A 19,979-nucleotide genomic window follows, 5' to 3' on the forward strand; every position below is an offset into this window, starting at 1 on the left:
AGAAAATAAGTGTAAAAACTAATTCCTGCTAAAAGCAGGAATTAATTTAATTAATTATCTTTTTTATAACCTTTTGGTCTTTTAGAGCGAATAGGTGCTTTAGGTTCTGGTTTCATTTCAAACTCATTGCCTTTTAACAATCGTAAAGCTTCTGCTACTGCCTTTTCTAATTGAGGGTCTTTACCATCTAAAACTTCTTTAGGCGTTTGATGCACTTCAATATCTGGAGCAACACCTTCACCTTCTACAGCCCAGTTACCATCAACATCATAAAAGCCACCTCTTGGAGCTACCATTCTACCACCATCAATAAATGGAGGAGTGTCCCAAGTACCAACCAAACCACCCCAGGTTTTTGTTCCCACTAAAGGTCCTAGGTTTTTTTCTTTAAACATATAAGGTAATAAATCTCCACCAGAACCAGCTCTTTCGTTAATAATCATCACTTTTGGTCCCCAAATTCCAGCCATAGGTGTTGTCCAAGGTTTTCTACTTTCGCTTTTACTATTAAAATAACCAACAACTTCTCTAGACATAATGTCTATCATATAATCTGCTGCAGAACCACCACCATTATTCCTTTCATCTATAACAACTCCTTTTTTATCTTGTTGAGAGAAATAATAACGATTGAAAGATGTAAAACCTGGACCACTAGTATTTGGAACATATACATATGCTAATTTTCCGTTAGAAAGTTTGTCAACTTTTCTTCTATTACTTTCTACCCAATCTATAGAGCGTAAACTTCTTTCACTAAAAGTTGGTGTAATTAAAACTGTTCTGGCGTCTTTTTCTGACGGTTTATCATTTAGTTTAATATAAATTTCTCTACCAGCAGTTTGCTCTAAAAGTTGGTAAATGTTTATTTCTGAAGTTAAATTTACACCATTAATTGCTATTAAATAATCGCCTTCTTTTACATTAATACCTGGTAAACCTAGTGGAACAGTAATATTAGGATTCCAACGTTCTCCTCTGTATATTTTTTTAAATTGATATCTGCCTTTTTTAACTTCAAAATCTGCACCTAACAAGCCAACAGGTACTCTGTCTAAATTAGGATAATCTCCTCCAGATACATAAGAGTGACCAATAGCAACCTCTCCACTCATAATATCAACCACATAATTCAAATCGCTTCTATGTCTAACATCATCTATCCAAGGAGAATACCATTCATAAATATCATCCCAAGGAGCACCATGTACATTGTCCACATATAAGAAATCTCTCATATACCTCCAACCTTCTTTAAAAATCTGATGTGCTTCAGCTTTAGGGTTTACCTTAATTTTCATGCTGGTTTTTAAAGATTTTTTACCAGCTTTTGCAGCTTTACTGCTGTTTAAACTCCAGCTACCTCTTTTAGATAGTAATATTGAATTTCTATCATTAGAGGCTACCATTGCAGAAACACCTGTTGCAAAAACAGTAGCTTTTTCTTTTGTAACATCGTAACTATGCACAGTTAAACCAGAAGAATTCGGAACTGCTTCAGCAATAAAAACTTTGTTTTTTGGACCTTTTAGTAAGGCAACATAATTTCTAGCAGGTAGTTTTAAAGCCACAGCTCTATTAAAAATACCTTTTTCGTCAATAACTGTTTTGTTTTTTGGTGATGATTTTTCGTCTTTCTTTTTACTTTTTTTTTCGTCTTCTTTTTTCTTTTTCTCTACAGATGCTTCATCTGTTTTTGGTAAAATTGGTGCTTTGTCTTCTGCACTTAAAACAACTGTATATAATGTTCTAGAAACACTTGGGTCATAAGAACTCATGTCTAACCAACCTGTTTGTAAACCATAATCTGTACTTGCTAAGGTGTAAATAAATTTTCCACTTGCGTCCCAAACAGGAGAAATTGCATCTGCAATTGGATCTGTAATTTGTATTATTTTTTTAGTACTAATTTGATACGTGTAAATAGATTTAAAACTATTGTCATTTTGTTTTGCGTAAGCAATCCAATCACTATCTGGAGACCATTTAGGATTCATAGTTCTGTTAGGATGTGCAAAACCATCTGCATCTACTTTTGTAATCTTTTTGTTTTCTAAATTGATAATCCAAATTACAAAATTGGTATCTGTATATGCAATGTATTTTCCATCTGGAGACCAATCTGGTTGAAAGTAAAAAGTAGGGTTTGGTAATTTAATAAGCTCTTGATTTGTACCATTTTGGTCTGCTAAAACCAATTGATATTCTCCACTTTTATCTGAAAACCACGCTACTTTATCGCCTTTAGGAGACCAAATTGGTGAACGATCTGCAACACCAGAAGAGTTGGTTAAATTTCTCCAAGTTCCGTTTTCTTTAGGCACTGTAAAAATTTCTCCTCTGTATTCAAATATGGCTCTGTTTCCTTTGGGAGATACATTTGGATTGATTAAATTTCTACCAGAAACATTCATCCATCTTGTTCTAGAGTAATTTAAATCTCCTTTTACATTGATAATAATTTGCTTTGTTTCTTTTGTTTCAGGATTTAATTTGTGCAGAAAACCACCTTGTTCGTAAACAATTCCGTTTTCATTAGCATCTAAATTTTTTACATCGAATTTTTTATGAAATGTTATTTGAGATTCTTGCTTTGTTTTTAAGTTGTAAGACCAAATATTGGCAGTATAATCTCTTTCTGAAATATAATACACGTTACCCTTATACCAAACAGGATTTGTATGTCTTTCTCCATCTAACTGAGGAGTTTTTATCAAATTCTTTGTTTTTAAATTCACAATCCAAATTGGCATTGCTTGTCCACCTCTGTAATTTCTCCATTCTGCATCCCAACTTGTAATGGGTGTATAAGCAATGTATTTGTTATCTGATGATATTTCACCAAAAGCAGCTCTAGGAATATCAAAAGCTTCTGGTAATCCACCTTTGGTGGAAACTGTGTAAAATTTATTGGTTTGTGTTGGTCTAGATGCTCTATTAGATCTAAACAAAATTTTTCCATCTGGTGTCCAACCTTGAACAACATCCGAAGAAGGATGATATGTTAACCTTTTAGGTTCTCCACCATTAATAGAAACTACAAAAACATCTGTATTTCCATCATACTGTGCAGTAAATGCAATCCATTTTCCATCTTTAGAAAATTGCGGATTTGATTCAACACCATCATCACTAGTTAAACGCATGGCATTTCCACCATTTAAAGGCACTTTCCATAAATCTGCTGCATACACAAAAACCACATCTGTTTTAGAGAGAGTTGGTTGCCTTAATAAACGAGTGTTTTGAGAAAAAGTTACAAAGGTAAATGCAACTAAAAGTAGCGTAAATAGTTTTTTCATGAGAGTTCGATTTGATTAACATCTAAAATTAAATAAAACTACATCAAAAAAGCTAAAAGATATGTTAAAGAAATTAAGGTTATTTAGCAAACAACTGCCCAATATCTTTAAAAGCTTTAAACTCTAGCGCATTATTTTCTGGATCCATAAAAAACATAGTGGCTTGTTCGCCTACTTTGCCTTTAAAACGAATGCAAGGTTCAATTTCAAATTTTGTGTTGACTTCTTTTAATCTATCTGCTAAAGTGTGCCAATCTTTCCAAGTTAAAACGACACCAAAATGTGGTACAGGTACATTATGGCCATCTACTTCGTTTGAAATTCTTTGAGGTTTATAATCTTCTTTTACATGAATTACCAATTGATGCCCAAAAAAGTTAAAATCGACCCAATCTTCTGTTGAGCGACCTTCTTCGCAGTTTAAAATATCTCTATAAAACGTTCTGCATTTTTCTAAGTTTTGTACAGGAATTGCTAAGTGGAAGGGTTGTATCATTGTTAGTTGTTATCTTGTAATTTCTTTTAATTTCTGATTTGTAAATTCTTGTAAATCTTCAAAAAATAAGGTAAAATCGTTTTCTAATTCTAGACTTAATTCTTTTAAATCTTCAATCGCTAAATCCATTTGAGATTTTCCTTTGGTTCTGTTATTCATTCCTTTTAAAACTCTTTCAATTCCATCTTCAAATTGATAGTTATATAAAATATCATACTCTACCATGTATGTGATGAATTGTTGAGATTTTATAGGCAATTCAGTAGCTTTTTTAGTGAATAGGCTATAAATTTCTTGTGTATAGATATCTAATGGAATAGCAGAGTAGTTTGTCCAATTTTTTGCTAAAAAATGATCGTAAAAAATATCAATAATTACTCCATCATAATGTCTGTAACGCTTGTGCAATCTACGTTTGCTTTTCCTTACAATTTGGTGTGCATCTGTAAACGTATCAATTTCTCTGTGTAATAGAATTCCTTTTTGTATTTCTGCATTAAAATGTTTGAAATGATTTCCTCTAACATGGTCTGCTATAAAATTACCAATTAGAATATTGGTGTTGTTTTTAGATAAGTAGAGGTGAGCTAAAAAATTCATTTGCTAAATGTAAACAAAAAACCACAACTATAAGTTGTGGCTTTTACTAATATTTACTCCTTTAAAAAGTAGTTGTTTTTTAATTATTCAACATTACAGGCATTACCAACATGGTTACTTTTTCACCTTCATCAGTGCCATCAATAGGTGTTAAAATTCCTGCTCTGTTAGGTAAAGACATTTCAATCAATACTTCACTAGAATTTAAGTTGTTTAACATTTCACTTAAAAAGCGAGAGTTAAAACCAATTTGCATATCATCACCTTGATAATCACAACTCAAACGTTCATCAGCTTTGTTGGCAAAATCTAAATCTTCAGCAGAAATGTTTAGTTCTGTCCCAGCCATTTTTAATCTGATTTGATGCGTTGTTTTACTAGAGAAAATAGAAACACGTCTTACAGAATTTAAGAAAGAAGCTCTATCAACGGTTAATTTATTTGGATTCTCTTTAGGTATAACAGCTTCGTAATTTGGATATTTTCCATCAATTAAACGACAAACCAAAACCACATTATCAAACGTAAATTTTGCATTTGCATCATTATATTCAATGGTTACTTCGCTATCAGAACCACCTAAAATTCCTTTTAACAAGTTTAAAGGTTTCTTTGGCATGATAAATTCTGCAGTTTGATCTGCAGTAACATCTGTTCTAGAATATTTTACCAATTTATGAGCATCAGTAGCAACAAACGTTAAACTTTGTGAACTAAACTGAAAGAAAACTCCGCTCATTACTGGGCGTAAATCATCGTTTCCAGCAGCAAAAATAGTTTTAGAAATCGCAGTTCCTAAAATGTGGGCAGGTACTACAGTTTTACTTGGTGAAGCTAATGAAACCGCTTTTGGGAATTCATCACCACCAAAATAGGCCATATCATACTTTCCTTGATCAGAACTAATCTCAATAGTATTGTCTCCTTCTGTTTTAAATGTTAAAGGTTGGTCTGGAAAAGTTTTTAAAGTATCTAACAGTAAACGTGCAGAAACAGCAATAGAACCAGAACTATTACTTTCTACATTAACTACAGAACTCATTGTGGTTTCTAAATCTGATGCAGAAACTTTTAATTGATTCTCAGACAATTCAAACAAAAAGTTATCTAAAATAGGTAAGGTATTGTTGCTATTTATAACGCCGCCTAAAACTTGTAACTGCTTTAACAATTGCGAACTCGATACAATAAATTTCATTGATTTTATTTTCTTAATTATTCTTACAAATATAACTTTAATAAGTGATTTTAAAAATTAATTTATCAACAGGTTATGAGCATTTTGTTGATGAATTTAAAAACGTTATAATTATGTTAATTAGCTATGTTTTGGATGATAAAAAGTTACATTTGTTTGATTTATTTTTAAGAAAAACAACCATAAATGTCTACTTAAGCGCAGTTAAGAGGTTTTAATTTTCGCTGAATTTGACATTGAATTTTATTCAAAGAATGAAAAAATATTTACGATTCACTTTATTGTCATTATTAATTTCTGTTTCAATTTTCGGACAAAAACCAAAAAAACTTACTACAAATCAGATTTACGAGAAAATTCAAAAACTAAACTTTTTAGGAACTGCCTTATACATTGCAGCGCATCCTGATGATGAAAACACACGTCTAATTGCGTATTTAGCCAACAATGTAAAGGCTAGAACAGGTTACTTATCGTTAACAAGAGGTGATGGAGGTCAGAATTTAATTGGTCCTGAAATTCGTGAGTTATTAGGTGTCATCAGAACACAAGAATTATTGGCCGCAAGAAGAGTTGATGGAGGAGAACAATTGTTTACAAGAGCAAATGATTTTGGATATTCGAAACATCCAGATGAAACTTTAGAAATTTGGAACAAAGAAAAGGTTTTAAGTGATGTAGTTTGGGCAATTAGAACTTTTAAACCAGATGTAATCATCAACAGATTTAATCATAGAACTCCAGGAACAACGCATGGACACCATACTACTTCAGCAATGTTAAGTGTAGAAGCTTTTGATTTGGCAGGAGATAATTCTAAGTTTAAAGATCAATTAAAATACACTAGTTCTTGGCAATCCAAACGTCTGTTTTATAATACTTCTTGGTGGTTTTATGGAAGTAAAGAAAAGTTTGAAAAAGCAACCAAAGGAAATCCTGGTTTTATGTCTTTTGATATTGGGGTGTATTATCCTTTAAAAGGATTGTCTAATAACGAATTGGCTTCTATAGCTAGTAGTCAACATTTATGTCAAGGTTTTGGAAGGTTAACTACTAGAGGAAGTCAGAATGAGTATGTAGAATTTTTAAAAGGAGATAAACCCAAAGACAAGAAAGATTTATTTGCAGGTATTAACACCACTTGGAATCGTGTAAAAGGAGGTGGAGAAATAGGAGATATTTTATATGAAATTGAGCAGAACTTCGATTTTGTAAATCCGTCTAAACATATACCAAAATTGATGGAAGCTTATGGATTGATAAAAGATTTAGAAGATAATCATTGGAGAACAATTAAGGAGGCTCAAATTAAAGATATTATTCAAGCTTGTGCGGGCTTATATTTAGAAGCATCAGCGCTAAGTTCATCAGGGGTGCCAAATACTAAAATAGATGTTAATTTTGAATTGTTGAATAGAAGTGATGTAAACATTCAATTGACTTCGCTAAAATCACACATTGATAAAAAAGAAATTTTTAAAGGAATTACTTTAGCTCAGAATAAAAAACAAACTTTTAAAGAAGTTTTTTCTTTGTCAACAACAACATTTTCTGCACCTTATTGGTTGAAAAATAAGTGGGAATTAGGTATGTATACTGTTGATAAGCAACAGTTGATTGGCAAACCTGAAACGCCAAAAGAAACTAAAATTGATTTTAACTTAATTATCAATTACTTACCTATAACTATTACAAAGAATATTGTTAGAAGATATGCAGAACGTGATAAAGGTGAAATTTATGAGCCTTTTGAGGTGTTACCTAAAGTTACTACAAAAATAAAAAATAAAGTACTTATTTTTTCTGACAGTATTTCTAAAAAAGTTTCAGTAGAAGTTAGAGCAGGAGCAAATTTTGTAAACGGAGAAGTAAAACTAGAAGTCCCTGAAAATTGGACGGTAACTCCAGAGAAACAACTTTTTGGTATAGAACAAAAGAATGATAAACAAACCGTTGATTTTCTTGTAACTCCGCCTAAAAATCAATCTGAAGGGAAATTAAAAGTAATTGCAACAATTGATGGAAAAAACTATCAAAAAGAATTAGTAGAAATCAATTACAATCATATACCTAAACAATCAGTTTTGTTAAACTCAGAAGCAAAAGTGGTTCGTTTAAATATCAAAAAAGCAGGAAATTATATTGGATATATTAAAGGTGCTGGAGATGTAGTTCCAGAAAACTTACGTCAAATTGGTTATACAGTAGTTGATGTAAATCCATTAGAAATTAATGCAGAAAACCTTCAGAAATTCGATGCAATAGTTGTGGGTATTAGAGCATACAATGTGGTAAAAGAGCTGAAGTTTAAGCAAAAGTTTTTATTAAGTTATGTTGAAAACGGAGGTAACTTAATTGTACAATATAACACGAATAGAAGAGTAGATGTTGGTGCACCTTATGAGTTACAACTGTCTAGAGATAGAGTTACTGATGAGTTTGCTGAGGTTAGGATTTTAGAAGAAAATCACTCAGTATTGAACTTTCCAAATAAAATTACTCAAAACGATTTTAATGGTTGGGTGCAAGAACGTGGTTTGTATTTTCCTGATAAATGGAGTAAAGAATACACACCAATTTTATCAATGAATGATAAAGGCGAAACTGCTAAAAATGGTAGTTTGCTGATTGCAAAATATGGCAAAGGAAATTATATTTATACTGGATTAAGTTTCTTTAGAGAACTGCCAGCAGGAGTCTCTGGAGCTTACAAATTGTTTGCAAATCTCTTATCTGTTGGCAAAGAACAAATTGAGGTAAAACAAGAAATTAAGAAATAGCTTTCTATACTAATAATGTAGAGAGGTTTAATTGGTTTTCAACTGCAATCAAACCACAAAAAACCAGTAACAAATAAAAATATATGAATCAACAAAAATATACCTGGACAAAAGAATACACTTTGGTGTTGATAGCAAATGTTATTTATTTAATTGCTTTCTATTTTATCACAAATTACTTTACAGTTTAATTCATGGAAATAGAAAGTAAATTACACGCAGTTGATTGGATTATTCTGTCAGTGACTCTAATTTTTATTGTGGCATACGGAACTTATGTTACGCGTAAAAACGCAAATGTAACCGATTATATAAAAGGAGGAAATGATACTAAATGGTGGACAATTGGTTTGTCTGTTATGGCAACTCAAGCCAGTGCAATTACTTTTTTATCTACACCAGGTCAAGCCTTTCATAGTGGTATGGGATTTGTGCAATTTTACTTTGGATTGCCTATTGCTATGGTGATTATCTGCGTTGTTTTTATTCCCATTTATCACAAGTTAAAAGTCTATACTGCTTATGAGTTTTTAGAAGGAAGATTCGATTTAAAAACAAGGAGTTTAGCTGCAATTTTATTTCTCATTCAAAGAGGGTTAGCAGCAGGAATTACCATTTTTGCGCCTGCAATTATTCTGTCTGCTGTATTGGGTTGGGATTTAATGACTTTAAACATTATTATTGGATTTTTAGTGATTATTTATACTGTTTCTGGAGGAACAAAAGCCGTAAATGTTACGCAAAAACAGCAAATGATTATCATTTTTATAGGCATGTTAATTGCCTTTTTTATGATCATGAGTAAGCTTCCTGAAAATATAACTTTTAAAAATGCTTTAGAAATTGCTGGAGCAAGCAATAAAATGCAGGTTTTAGACTTCTCTTTTGATTTAAGTAATAGGTATACAGTTTGGACAGGTATTTTGGGAGGAACATTCTTAATGTTGTCTTATTTTGGGACAGATCAGAGTCAAGTGCAGCGTTATTTGTCTGGGAAATCAGTTCGTGAAAGTCAGTTGGGTTTGATTTTTAATGGTTTGTTAAAAGTGCCTATGCAATTTTTTATTCTTTTAATAGGTGTGATGGTTTTTGTGTTTTATCAATTTAATCCATCACCTTTAAATTTTAACCCTACAGCAAATCAAGAAATTAGTAAGACTAAATATGCTGAAGAATATAAAGAGTTAGAGCAAGAACATACTATTATTGAAAATAGAAAAAAAACACTTTTTTTAGATGGTTTTCAAGTTGATGAGAAACAAGAAATTCAAGACTTAAACGCAAAAGACTTGGTATTAAAAGACAAGTCAAAAGCGATTATTGATAAAATTGATGAGGAGAATCTATTAGAAAAAATAGAATCGAATGATAAAGATTATGTCTTCATTCATTTTATTTTAAACAATTTACCAAGAGGTTTAATTGGCTTGTTGTTAGCGGTAATTTTATCGGCAGCAATGTCTTCTACAGCATCAGAATTAAATGCACTAGCAAGCACAACAGCGATTGATTTATACAAACGAAATGTAAAAGTAAATAATGAAGAGCATTATGTAAAAGCATCAAAGTGGTTTACTTTGCTTTGGGGTTTACTTGCCATTTCTGTAGCATGTATAGCTAACCTGTTTGATAATTTAATTCAGTTAGTTAACATTATAGGATCCATTTTTTATGGAAATGTTTTGGGAATTTTCTTATTGGCTTTCTTTATCAAATATGTAAAAGGTAATGCGGTTTTTATTGCAGCATTAATCACACAAATTATTATCATTGGAGTCTTCTTATTAGATTTGTTACCTTATTTATGGTTGAATTTATTAGGATGCATTTTGGTAATGGGAATAGCAATAATTTTGCAAACATTTATTCCAACTAAGGAAAAATTAGAAAGTTAGATATTATTAATAATAATAAAATTATGATGAAGAAAACCATAAAATGGGGAATCATAGGATTAGGAAAAATAGCCCATAAGTTTGCCACAGATTTAGTTAGTGTAGAAAATGCTGAGTTGTATGCTGTAGCCTCTAGAAGTCAAGGAAATGCTGATGAATTTGCAGGTAAATATTCTGCAACAGAAGCCTATAGTTCTTATGAAGAATTAGCAAAAGATCCGCTAGTTGATGCTGTGTATATTGCAACACCACATTCATTTCATGCAGCACATTCTATCTTGTGTATGCAACATAAAAAAGCTGTGTTGTGCGAAAAACCATTTGCAATGAATATGCAAGAAGTAGAAGAAATGATTGCTGTTGCCAAAGAACATAATGTGTTATTGATGGAAGCATTATGGACCTATTTTTTACCTCATTATCAATATGTTTTAGATGTTTTTAGAAGTAAAAAGTTTGGAAAGCTAAAAGAGCTAAAAGCAGATTTTGGTTTTAAACCTGAATATAATCTAGAAGGAAGATTGTTAAAAAAAGAAGTAGGAGGTGGTTCTTTATTAGATATTGGTATCTATCCTATTTTTGCAGCCTTATCTACATTAGGAACACCAAAATCAATTGAAGCAAATGCTACTTTTTTTGAAACTGGTGCAGATTCTCAGTGTAACATGGTTTTTAATTATCAAGATGCAAAAGCCTATTTAAAATCTACCTTATTAGAAGATACTAAAACTGAGGCTATTTTTACTTTTGAAGATGCAGTTATAACTATCAATACAATGTTTCATCAACCATCTACCATAACTTTGATTAAAGAAGGTAAAGAAGATGTTATCGATTTTGGATACAAAACAATTGGCTATAATTTTGAGACAGAACATTTTAATCAATTAATAAGAGAAGATAAAAAAGAAAGTGATATTATGACTTTCGATTTTTCTAGGAAATTAATCCAATTATTAGATGAAGTTAGGGAGAAAATAGACCTGAAATATTAAAACGATATCAAAAATAATAAGGCGATTTTTAAAATTCTAAAAATCGCCTTATTATTTTATTTCTTTTTTAAAGCACAAGTTTTAATTCCAAAAGGAGCATAAATTGGACAGAAACTTACTAAACTTGTCAAAACAAAAACTCCTGAAAGTATTAATAGTACTATGCCTAAAGTTCCTGATATTATTTCAGTAAAGTAGAGTGTAGCTACTATAATAGCTATTAAAACTCTAACTATTCTATCTGTATTACCCATGTTTTTTTTCATCATAAAAAATTTAAAAATTATTATTGTAATGCAAAATTATACGATTAAAATATACTGTGCAGTGACTTGGGTCACCAACTATTAATAATTCTAATACTACCCGAGGTTTGAGTTATTTTATTTTCAATTTCTAGTTTTTTTAAGGTTCTAGAAATTACTTCTCTTGCTGTTCCTAATTCATTAGCAAGTTCACTATGGCTCATTTTTATCGAAGAACTTTGAGTGATATCTAGTTTTTTCTTTAGATGAAAATAAAGGCGTTTGTCCATTTTATCAATAAGTAATTGACCAATGGTATCTAATAATTCTGAATATCTTAAATTAAATTGACTGTAAAATAAAATATTAAAATCTGGATATTTTTTTAACCATGTAGATAAATATCTTACTGGTAATAATAATACTTTAGATTCTTCTTCTGTAATGGCAAAAACCTTACTTGGAGTATTTTTTAAAGCCGCATAAAATGTCATAATACAACTTTCTTTTGGAGCTATATAATAAAGAAGTAATTCTTTTTCATTAAATCTAGAATATACTTTTATCAAACCATCAATAACTATAGGTAGTACTTTAACGTATTGTTCAGTTCTTAAAATCTCAGTTCCTTTAGGAATGAGTTCTAAAGAAGATTTTTCAAGGATTTCAGTTGCTAAATCAGGCGTTAAAAATGATAAAAAGTTAGTTTTACTATTCACAGGTAATGAGTTAAAAAAAGAATAATTAAAAATAAAAAAATCTCAAGTTAATGCTTGAGATTTTTATAATTTTATTAAATTAAGGATCAAATTACATTGCACCCCATTCTTTTAAAGAAGCTTTGTTCATTTTTACATAACCTGCATTTCCTGCTTCAGTAGCGTATTTTAAAGATGCTTTTGCAGCTTTAATAGCTCCTTTTTTATTTCCTGCTTTTGCATGGATTAAAGATTGTTGACGTAAAAACCAAAAACGAGGTTTATCAGAAGTCATTTCTACGGCTTTATCAATCCATTCTTGTGCTTTATTAATGTCTTTACCTGCTTGTAAATAATAAACTGCAGCACCATACATATCGTTAGCAGTTGGTCCGTTCATTATTTTATTAATACTAGACGATACCATTGCATCTGTAGGGGTTTCAAATTTAAAAGGCACATAAACATTTTCCCACATAATTCCGATAACTGCAGAGTTATTTGTTAAATCATCAAAAGTGATGGTAAACGTTTCAATTGGCATTGGCATTTTATAAGGAGTAACAGTTACTTTTGCAGCAACTTTAGACTCGTCCCATTTTCTTGGATTTCCCCAGTTTGTTGCATCAGTGTATAGCATTACATCCCAAGTTTTTTCTCCTGGAATTGTGTATAATGCATACGTTCCTTTTTTTAAGGTTTTACCATTAACCATAAAATCTGTAGAAAAAGTCAATTTTGTATTTTCATTGGCACCTGTTCTCCAAACTTTTCCATAGTCTTCTAATCCTCCAAATATTTTTCTTCCTTTCATACTTGGTCTAGAATATTCTAAAGTAACATCTGTTAAACCAACTTTTTGTTCAATTTTCTGAAAAGGACTTGGAGCTGGAGTTTTAATTTGTGCATTTGTCGAAAAAGCTAAAGTAGCGACAAATAATGATAGTATAATTTTTTTCATTTTTAATATTTTTAAATTTAATCAATCAAAATTACAACTTCAAAAAACAGTAAACGTTAACAAAAACTTAAAATAAGGAGATGTATCTTTGTCTCGTTTTTAAAAGGATTATGAAGAAATATATATCTGAATTTATAGGCACATTTTCAATGATTTTTTGTGGAACAGGTGCCATGACAGTTAATGAAATCACTAGTGGTGATGTTACTCATGTTGGAATTGCAATAACTTGGGGTTTGATTGTAATGGCGATGATTTATGCTTTTGGAGAAACCTCTGGAGCGCATTTTAATCCTGCTGTAACTATTGCTTTCGCTTATGCTAAAAAGTTTGCTTGGAAAGAAGTTCCTAAGTACATTATAGCACAAGTTTTAGGTGCGTTTACAGCAAGTTTTATTTTGTTGTTTTTATTTCCAACAAGTGAGTTTTTGGGTTCAACAATTCCATCTGTTGATGTTGGACGTGCATTTGTTCTAGAATTATTATTGACATTTTTTCTGATGGTGGTTATCATTAATGTCTCTACAGGAAGTAAAGAAATTGGAATTATAGCAGGAATTGCAGTTGGAGCAGTTGTATTATTGGAAGCTATGTTTGCAGGCCCAATTACAAATGCTTCTATGAATCCTGCACGTTCTTTGGCTCCGAATATAGTTTCTGGAAATATTCAAGGGTTATGGTTGTACATACTTGCACCAATTCTGGGAGCACTATTGGCAGTAGTTTCTTGCAAGTTGGTAAAAGACGATAATTGTTGTGATACTATTAATTGCTAAGAAATGAATAAGGTTAGTATTTTAGGTTGTGGATGGTTAGGAAAGCCTCTAGCGCTATCATTTTTAGAAGACGGTTTTTCTGTAAAAGGATCTACAACTACTGAAGATAAAATTTCAGTTTTAGAATCGTTAGCTATTGAGCCATATTTGGTTGATATTTCTGATTTTGAAGAATATGATTTGTTTTTAGAATCTGATATTTTAGTCATTGCAATTACTTCTAAAGATGTTGATGGTTTTGAGAGCTTGATAGCTCAAATTCAAGAGTCATCCATTCAAAAAGTGATATTTATTAGTTCAACTTCTGTGTATCCTAGAATTAATAAAGTGATGACAGAAGAAGATGAAGTTGTACCAAATCATCCTTTAGTAGCTATAGAAAATTTATTTAAAGAAAATACTTTTTTTGAAACAACAATCATTCGTTTTGCAGGTTTATTTGGCGGAGAAAGGCATCCTGCAAATTGGTTTAAAAACGGAAAACCTATTCCGCAACCCAATGGTTTTGTAAACATGATTCATCAAGAAGATTGTATCGAAATTATTCACGAAATTATCAATCAGAATTGTTGGAATCAAACGTTTAATGCCTGTGCTAACCATCACCCAACAAGAAGGGATTTCTACATAAATGCTCGAGAAAGCAAAGGTTTTGAAGCCCCTATTTTTAAAAACGAAGAAGTATATCAATGGAAAATTATTTCTTCAGAGAAAGTTCAAAGCTTTTTAGGATATGTTTTTACTCATAATGATTTGTTGAGGATATAGAAATATTATTACATTTCTAAAAACTAACGATACTTTCGTTTTCTTAAATAATTAAAAAGAAAACCAAAACCAATCAATAAAATTAGGGGTAAAACTAAGTTTAAGAATTGCCAAAATCGACGTTCTTGAAATGCTTTTTGTTTGTCTAGCATTCTAATTTGAAGTGTTTTGTTTCTAAGATTAATCAGTCCAGAATCATCTAATAAATAATCAACAGTATTCAGTAAAAAATCTTTGTTTCCAAAAGATTGATTCGTCCATTTGTCTCTAGATAAATCATAAGGTTTTCCTTTAAGAATTTGATTTTTCCCAACATCACCATCAGCAATAATCACCATTTTGTTATTGTTTGCTTGTGCTTTAAAAAGTGAAGATTCAAAAGGTTTTATACGGTTTTTATATGCCGAGTTGAAATCACCTTCAAGTAAAACAGCAAAGAGTTGATTTCCACTTTTGTAATCAGTCTCAATAACTTCTTCTGCGATAGATTGTAACTCTATAAAAGTTGGTGTTCCTACTTTTTGTGTTAATAAAGAACTTACTAAAAGCGGTGTTTTTTTGATGTTGTTTTTTAGTGTGTCTAGTTGATTAGCAAACTGCAAACGCACAGGTGAAACATTTTTTGTGATTGGGTGATTTGGGTTTCCGCCAACCAAAGGATGAAAAAACCAATCTAAATTTTGAAACTGTGTTTGATTACCTACTTTACCTGTTGCTAACGGAATTTGAGCAGAATACAAATCTTTAATTAAAGTAGTATTGATGCGAACTCCATAAGTAAATAATAAATCTGTGAGGTTTAAATCTCTGGGATAAGCCAGCATTTTTCCGCCTGTAAACAAACTGTCTTGATCTGCTTGAACGTTGTCAATCATCCACAATGTTTTTCCTCCATTGGTAATAAATTGATCTAGTGTAAATTTCTCAACTTCCGTAAATTTTTGAGTAGGTTTTGCAATAATTGCCAAATCTAATCCTGTTAAATCTTGTAAAGTTTGCTTCGGATTTGAAGCAACAGAATCTAATGTAAACTTTGCCAATCTGTATTTTTTGGCAACTTCACTTAAAAAACTATACTGATAAATGTCTTGTAGTTCACCATTTCCAGTAATTATAGCAACACTTTTTTGTTTCTTTTGAGTGATGGAGTTTATAGCGTTAGAAAAACTATATTCTAAATTTTCAATAGCTTTTTGCAACTGCTCCTCTTGAGAAGCGACAATTGCATTGGGTAATAAAGAAACAATAGTAGATTTTTTACCATAAGTTATTTCTGCCCAAGGAAAAATAATGGCTTCAGAAAGCTTTCCTTCTTCTTCAACTGTAAGCTGACTTGGCATCATTCCGCGTTTTATCAAATCTTCACGTTGATTATCAGGAACTTCAAAATTGATGTTGATATTTGAATTTTCTGCGGCCAATTCTTCTAAATATTGACGCGTTTCTAACTGTAGTCTTTTAAATTCTGATGGAAAATCACCTTCTAAATACACTGTTATAAAAAGCGTATTGTTAATGTTGTCAACAATATCTTTAGTTGTTTCAGAAAGTGTGTAGCGTTGATCTGCGGTTAAATCAAAACGTTTGTAAAATGATTCGCTGATAAAATGAATCACAATCAAACCAATGATTAAAAAAACAATATTCTTAATTTGTTTATTCATTCTCTAAACGCATTTTAGTGATGAATAAAAAAAGTACAGTTGCGCTTACAAAATAAATGATGTCTCTCGTATCAATAACGCCTCTAGAAATGCTCTTGAAATGTTCATTGATTCCGATTTTTTGAATGCTTAAATCATTACCTGATGAATTGGAAATCGCATCAAATCCATAAAACAAAAAGAAAGTAATAAACACACTTAAAATAAAAGCAACAATCTGATTTTTTGATAAAGTAGAGGTAAATAAACCAATTGCAGTATATGTTGATGCTAAGAATAATAAGCCCATATAAGAACCAATTGTACTTCCAAAATCAAGATTGCCTATTGGATTTCCTAAACTGTAAACTGTATAAACATAACTTAATGTTGGGGTTAAAGCTACAATTACTAAAAGTAGAGAAGCCCAAAACTTTCCCATAACAATTTGCCAATCAGAAATAGGTTTTGTTTTTAAAAGTTCTATAGTTCCGCTGTTATATTCATCAGCAAAACTTTTCATAGTGATGGCAGGAATTAAAAATAAAAATAGCCAAGGTGCTAAAAAGAAAAACGGATTCAAATCTGTAAAACCAGCATTTAAAATATTAAAATCATCTTTAAAAACCCATAGAAATAGTCCGTTAATCATCAAGAAAACCGCAATAACCAAGTAGGCAATTGGACTTGCAAAAAACGAGTTGAATTCTTTTTTTAGGATTGGATACATTTATCTTTCTAACTTCTAATTACTAACTTTATTGTAAACTCACTTTCTTATCAACACTCCAAGCCAATGGTTTATCATTAAAATACATTTTGGTTTGTTTCCAAGTTGCTGCAAACAATTCAGAATTTCTGTAGTTTTCTAAATCTTGTTCAGTTTTCCAATAAGAATACGTGAAAAATATTTCTGTATTGTTTTTATCTTGATACAATTCTAGCAACTCACAGCCATTAGAAGCTCTTATCAATGTTTTTTTCTCTTCGAACATCGCTAAAAATTTGTCAATGTGTTTTTTATGAAAACTCATTTTTACAATTCGTACAAACATAGGTTTTAACTTAAAGGAGTAAAATCAGGTTTTGAGTCACTGTAGAATTCAATAGTAATGGCATCTCTATAGTTTAAGCCTAATAAAGTAGAAGCACCACCAACTGTTCCTAAATTGCTTCTGTAAATTGCAATTTCTAAAAACCCTGCTGAATTAAAAATAGCCAATTTACTACCATCATATTGAATACTGTCATGTGCACTGTCGCCAGTAACTTCATTATATTTTGTAAATATTTTTGTAAAAGAATAACGTCTAGCAGTGGCTTTAAAACGACGACCTTTACCAACGTCTTGAAACATTTTTTTACTAATATTTGTAATTACATTTCCATAATTATCAATATAAACAACTCCTCCAACAATTTGATTTTGAACTTGATTTACTTTTGGCTGGATTTCAATGAGCTTTTTAAACTCTTGAATTTCTTTTCCAATCACAGTTAAATTTCCACCTCTAGCAATAAAACATGCTACCTGTACAAAAACATCTAACACAGGAAAACTACTCTCAATTCTATCATGAATATTAATTTCTACAATTTTTGTAGGTTTAATTTCTGAAGCAATCATAGAGATTAATCCGTTATCTGGACATACAAAAAAATGGTTATCTAGCTCTAAGGCAATATGCTTGTTATCTCTGCTTAATTCAGAGTCAACACCTACTATGTGTATCGTTCCATCAGGAAAACTTTTATAAGAATTCTTAAGGATATAGGCAGTTTCAGTGATGTTAAATGGAGATATTTCGTGAGTAATATCTACAATTTTAGCATCAGAAAGTTCAGAGTAGATAGCTCCCTTAACAGCGCCAACAAAGTGGTCTTTGGTTCCAAAATCTGTAGTTAATGTAATTAGAGACATTAATTTTTTGCTGTTAATTGAATTGTGTAAAAGTTGTTAACTATTTTACGCAAATCTAATCATTTTAGTATTTTAAATTACTATTTTTAGTTGAATAAATAACGTTAACCATCAACAAAATATTATCATTTGAACGAACGCATTATAGAGCTTACAGAAATCAATCCTAAAGATTTTTTTGGAGCGCACAACAGTACAATCGAGCAATTAAAAAGATACTTCCCGAAAATTAAAATTGTTGCTCGCGGATCTAAACTTAAAATTTACGGAGAACCTGAGATTTTAAATGAGTTTGAAACTCGCTTAGACAGATTGATTAAATATTTTAATCGATACAACAAGTTGGATGAAAACAGTATTGAACGTATTTTAACATCTACAGGTAATGAAGAACAGGCAAAGTCTGCTAAAAATGCTAAGGATGTCTTAGTTCATGGTGTCAATGGAAAGTTGATTAAACCACAAACTGAGAATCAACGTAAAATGGTGACTTTAATGCAAAAAAATGATATGTTGTTTGCAGTTGGTCCTGCAGGAACAGGAAAAACCTATACAGCTGTGGCTTTAGCGGTAAAAGCATTAAAAGAAAAAGAAGTAAGAAGAATTATTTTAACAAGACCTGCTGTAGAGTCTGGAGAAAATTTAGGGTTTTTGCCAGGTGATTTAAAAGAGAAACTAGACCCATATATGCAACCTTTGTATGATGCATTACGTGATATGATTCCTCATGAAAAATTAGAATCTCATTTAGAAAAAGGAGTGATTCAAATAGCACCTTTAGCATTTATGCGTGGTAGAACTTTAGATAATGCATTTGTAATTTTAGACGAAGCACAAAATACAACGCACAACCAAATGAAAATGTTTTTAACAAGAATGGGAATGCACGCAAAGTTTATCATTACTGGTGATCCTGGTCAGATAGATTTACCTCGTAAACAGGTTTCTGGGTTAAAAGAGTCATTACTCGCATTGAAAGATATAGACGGAATTGCACAAGTGTATTTAGATGATAAAGATGTAGTGAGACACAGATTGGTGAAAAGAATTATTACTGCTTATAAAAGCATAGAAACGGAATGATAAAGATTGAAAAAGATAAATTAGGGCTTCAAGATTATTTCTACATTGGATACTTATACCTAATTATTTTAGGAATTGTAAGTGATGCCATTTTTTATGGAATTTTTGGGGTTTCCTATTTAAATTACACAACCATTTTAGATGCCTTAATTTCTCCAATTAGTTTATTGACTAACAATTGGATATTATCCTTATTTCTTATAGTCATGTTTGGGTTGATGTATTTATATTTTACCAAATGGATGTTTAAATTTTACGCTTATTTAAGAGTAAAAAAATGGTGTCAAAAAATATATAATATTGAGAAATGGGATAAAAAATATGAACAGTTAAAAAGTAAGAAAAATATATTGCCAGGAATGATGTTTGTCTTTTTTTTACTTTTTGTCTCCATGAGAACAGGTATGGGAATAGGTATGAAACAAAAATATAACAATAAAGAAATTATACCCAATTATACTTTGGTTTTTAAAGACAATACAAAGTTAGATGTACGAAAGATAGGACAGAATTCAGCTTATTTTTTCTATTTTATTCCTGGTGAAAAGGTAATTACAGCAACACCAATTACAGATAATTTGAAGCAAATAAAAGTGCTAAAAAAGAAAAAGAATTAGT

General features: G+C 30.9%; 18 protein-coding genes. 7 read left to right on the forward strand and 11 right to left on the reverse strand.

Annotation, left to right across the window (positions count from 1 at the left end; genetic code table 11):
- Positions 1–50: 50 nt before the first annotated feature.
- The 4 genes from FP421_RS04720 to dnaN all read right to left on the reverse strand — a co-directional run bounded on the left by FP421_RS04720 (position 51) and on the right by dnaN (position 5,596).
- Complete coding sequence (locus FP421_RS04720) at positions 51–3,302, reverse strand: S41 family peptidase (RefSeq protein ID WP_159948116.1); 3,252 nt, start codon at positions 3,300–3,302, stop codon at positions 51–53.
- A 79-nt stretch (positions 3,303–3,381) separates the two neighbouring features.
- Positions 3,382–3,798 carry a VOC family protein gene (locus FP421_RS04725; protein ID WP_159948118.1) on the reverse strand — a complete coding sequence of 139 codons (417 nt, stop codon included), beginning with the start codon at positions 3,796–3,798 and terminating at the stop codon, positions 3,382–3,384.
- 9 nt (positions 3,799–3,807) lie between these two features.
- Positions 3,808–4,398: an acyl carrier protein phosphodiesterase gene (locus tag FP421_RS04730; protein WP_159948120.1), complete on the reverse strand. Its 591-nt coding sequence runs from the start codon at positions 4,396–4,398 to the stop codon at positions 3,808–3,810.
- Positions 4,399–4,477: 79 nt separating this feature from the next.
- Complete coding sequence (dnaN, locus tag FP421_RS04735) at positions 4,478–5,596, reverse strand: DNA polymerase III subunit beta (RefSeq protein WP_159948122.1); 1,119 nt, start codon at positions 5,594–5,596, stop codon at positions 4,478–4,480.
- A gap of 254 nt (positions 5,597–5,850) precedes the next feature.
- Between dnaN and FP421_RS04740 the strand changes: the two genes are divergently transcribed.
- The 3 genes from FP421_RS04740 (at position 5,851) to FP421_RS04750 (ending at position 11,266) form a co-directional block, all read left to right on the forward strand.
- Positions 5,851–8,376, forward strand: a complete 2,526-nt coding sequence (locus tag FP421_RS04740) for a PIG-L family deacetylase (protein ID WP_159948124.1) — start codon at positions 5,851–5,853, stop codon at positions 8,374–8,376.
- A gap of 194 nt (positions 8,377–8,570) precedes the next feature.
- Positions 8,571–10,271 carry a sodium:solute symporter gene (locus FP421_RS04745; RefSeq protein WP_159948126.1) on the forward strand — a complete coding sequence of 567 codons (1,701 nt, stop codon included), beginning with the start codon at positions 8,571–8,573 and terminating at the stop codon, positions 10,269–10,271.
- 23 nt (positions 10,272–10,294) lie between these two features.
- Complete coding sequence (locus FP421_RS04750; RefSeq protein WP_159948128.1) at positions 10,295–11,266, forward strand: Gfo/Idh/MocA family protein; 972 nt, start codon at positions 10,295–10,297, stop codon at positions 11,264–11,266.
- Positions 11,267–11,322: 56 nt separating this feature from the next.
- Here the strand turns inward: FP421_RS04750 and FP421_RS04755 are convergent, their stop codons facing one another.
- The 3 genes from FP421_RS04755 to FP421_RS04765 all read right to left on the reverse strand — a co-directional run bounded on the left by FP421_RS04755 (position 11,323) and on the right by FP421_RS04765 (position 13,170).
- Positions 11,323–11,532, reverse strand: coding sequence for a YgaP family membrane protein (locus FP421_RS04755; protein WP_159948554.1), 210 nt, complete (start codon positions 11,530–11,532; stop codon positions 11,323–11,325).
- Positions 11,533–11,603: 71 nt separating this feature from the next.
- A complete protein-coding gene (locus FP421_RS04760) occupies positions 11,604–12,230 on the reverse strand; it encodes a Crp/Fnr family transcriptional regulator (RefSeq protein WP_159948130.1) in 627 nt (208 codons plus the stop codon).
- A 91-nt stretch (positions 12,231–12,321) separates the two neighbouring features.
- Positions 12,322–13,170: a DUF2911 domain-containing protein gene (locus tag FP421_RS04765; RefSeq protein WP_159948132.1), complete on the reverse strand. Its 849-nt coding sequence runs from the start codon at positions 13,168–13,170 to the stop codon at positions 12,322–12,324.
- A 110-nt stretch (positions 13,171–13,280) separates the two neighbouring features.
- Between FP421_RS04765 and FP421_RS04770 the strand changes: the two genes are divergently transcribed.
- Positions 13,281–13,946, forward strand: a complete 666-nt coding sequence (locus tag FP421_RS04770; protein ID WP_159948134.1) for an MIP/aquaporin family protein — start codon at positions 13,281–13,283, stop codon at positions 13,944–13,946.
- Positions 13,947–13,949: 3 nt separating this feature from the next.
- On the forward strand, positions 13,950–14,714 hold the full coding sequence (locus FP421_RS04775; protein ID WP_159948136.1) for an NAD(P)-binding domain-containing protein: 765 nt from the start codon (positions 13,950–13,952) through the stop codon (positions 14,712–14,714).
- 23 nt (positions 14,715–14,737) lie between these two features.
- Here FP421_RS04775 and gldG read toward each other — a convergent pair whose 3' ends face one another.
- Genes gldG through FP421_RS04795 form a run of 4 tightly spaced genes read right to left on the reverse strand, consistent with a single transcriptional unit; the run spans position 14,738 to position 18,278 of the window.
- The gene (gene gldG, locus FP421_RS04780; RefSeq protein ID WP_159948138.1) at positions 14,738–16,378 is read right to left on the reverse strand and encodes a gliding motility-associated ABC transporter substrate-binding protein GldG; all 1,641 of its coding nucleotides are present in this window, start codon (positions 16,376–16,378) and stop codon (positions 14,738–14,740) included.
- A complete protein-coding gene (gene gldF / locus FP421_RS04785; RefSeq protein ID WP_159948140.1) occupies positions 16,371–17,087 on the reverse strand; it encodes a gliding motility-associated ABC transporter permease subunit GldF in 717 nt (238 codons plus the stop codon). The genes gldG and gldF overlap by 8 nt, the downstream gene beginning before the upstream one ends.
- A 28-nt stretch (positions 17,088–17,115) precedes the next feature.
- Positions 17,116–17,412 (reverse strand): putative quinol monooxygenase, encoded by a 297-nt coding sequence (locus FP421_RS04790; RefSeq protein WP_159948142.1) that lies wholly within the window; start codon positions 17,410–17,412, stop codon positions 17,116–17,118.
- 5 nt (positions 17,413–17,417) lie between these two features.
- Positions 17,418–18,278 (reverse strand): SAM hydrolase/SAM-dependent halogenase family protein, encoded by an 861-nt coding sequence (locus FP421_RS04795; RefSeq protein WP_159948144.1) that lies wholly within the window; start codon positions 18,276–18,278, stop codon positions 17,418–17,420.
- A 129-nt stretch (positions 18,279–18,407) separates the two neighbouring features.
- Between FP421_RS04795 and FP421_RS04800 the strand changes: the two genes are divergently transcribed.
- Together FP421_RS04800 and FP421_RS04805 are read left to right on the forward strand one after the other, a co-directional pair.
- Positions 18,408–19,361: a PhoH family protein gene (locus FP421_RS04800; protein WP_159948146.1), complete on the forward strand. Its 954-nt coding sequence runs from the start codon at positions 18,408–18,410 to the stop codon at positions 19,359–19,361.
- Positions 19,358–19,978 carry a hypothetical protein gene (locus tag FP421_RS04805; protein WP_159948148.1) on the forward strand — a complete coding sequence of 207 codons (621 nt, stop codon included), beginning with the start codon at positions 19,358–19,360 and terminating at the stop codon, positions 19,976–19,978. The genes FP421_RS04800 and FP421_RS04805 overlap by 4 nt, the downstream gene beginning before the upstream one ends.
- The last annotated feature ends 1 nt before the right edge of the window (position 19,979 follow it).

The sequence above is a fragment of the Polaribacter septentrionalilitoris genome (genome assembly GCF_009832745.1).
In the GTDB taxonomy this organism is placed as follows: Bacteria; Bacteroidota; Bacteroidia; order Flavobacteriales; family Flavobacteriaceae; genus Polaribacter; species Polaribacter septentrionalilitoris.

Excerpts from the sequence above, each read along its gene's own strand:
- FP421_RS04805 (WP_159948148.1), top strand. The coding sequence starts at position 19,358 with ATGATAAAGATTGAAAAAGATAAATTAGGGCTTCAAGATTATTTCTAC.
- FP421_RS04795 (WP_159948144.1), bottom strand. The coding sequence starts at position 18,278 with ATGTCTCTAATTACATTAACTACAGATTTTGGAACCAAAGACCACTTT.
- gldF (WP_159948140.1), bottom strand. The coding sequence starts at position 17,087 with ATGTATCCAATCCTAAAAAAAGAATTCAACTCGTTTTTTGCAAGTCCA.
- FP421_RS04770 (WP_159948134.1), top strand. The coding sequence starts at position 13,281 with ATGAAGAAATATATATCTGAATTTATAGGCACATTTTCAATGATTTTT.
- FP421_RS04720 (WP_159948116.1), bottom strand. The coding sequence starts at position 3,302 with ATGAAAAAACTATTTACGCTACTTTTAGTTGCATTTACCTTTGTAACT.
- FP421_RS04765 (WP_159948132.1), bottom strand. The coding sequence starts at position 13,170 with ATGAAAAAAATTATACTATCATTATTTGTCGCTACTTTAGCTTTTTCG.
- FP421_RS04790 (WP_159948142.1), bottom strand. The coding sequence starts at position 17,412 with ATGTTTGTACGAATTGTAAAAATGAGTTTTCATAAAAAACACATTGAC.
- gldG (WP_159948138.1), bottom strand. The coding sequence starts at position 16,378 with ATGAATAAACAAATTAAGAATATTGTTTTTTTAATCATTGGTTTGATT.
- FP421_RS04755 (WP_159948554.1), bottom strand. The coding sequence starts at position 11,532 with ATGAAAAAAAACATGGGTAATACAGATAGAATAGTTAGAGTTTTAATA.
- FP421_RS04750 (WP_159948128.1), top strand. The coding sequence starts at position 10,295 with ATGATGAAGAAAACCATAAAATGGGGAATCATAGGATTAGGAAAAATA.
- FP421_RS04745 (WP_159948126.1), top strand. The coding sequence starts at position 8,571 with ATGGAAATAGAAAGTAAATTACACGCAGTTGATTGGATTATTCTGTCA.
- FP421_RS04730 (WP_159948120.1), bottom strand. The coding sequence starts at position 4,398 with ATGAATTTTTTAGCTCACCTCTACTTATCTAAAAACAACACCAATATT.
- FP421_RS04775 (WP_159948136.1), top strand. The coding sequence starts at position 13,950 with ATGAATAAGGTTAGTATTTTAGGTTGTGGATGGTTAGGAAAGCCTCTA.
- FP421_RS04725 (WP_159948118.1), bottom strand. The coding sequence starts at position 3,798 with ATGATACAACCCTTCCACTTAGCAATTCCTGTACAAAACTTAGAAAAA.
- FP421_RS04740 (WP_159948124.1), top strand. The coding sequence starts at position 5,851 with ATGAAAAAATATTTACGATTCACTTTATTGTCATTATTAATTTCTGTT.
- dnaN (WP_159948122.1), bottom strand. The coding sequence starts at position 5,596 with ATGAAATTTATTGTATCGAGTTCGCAATTGTTAAAGCAGTTACAAGTT.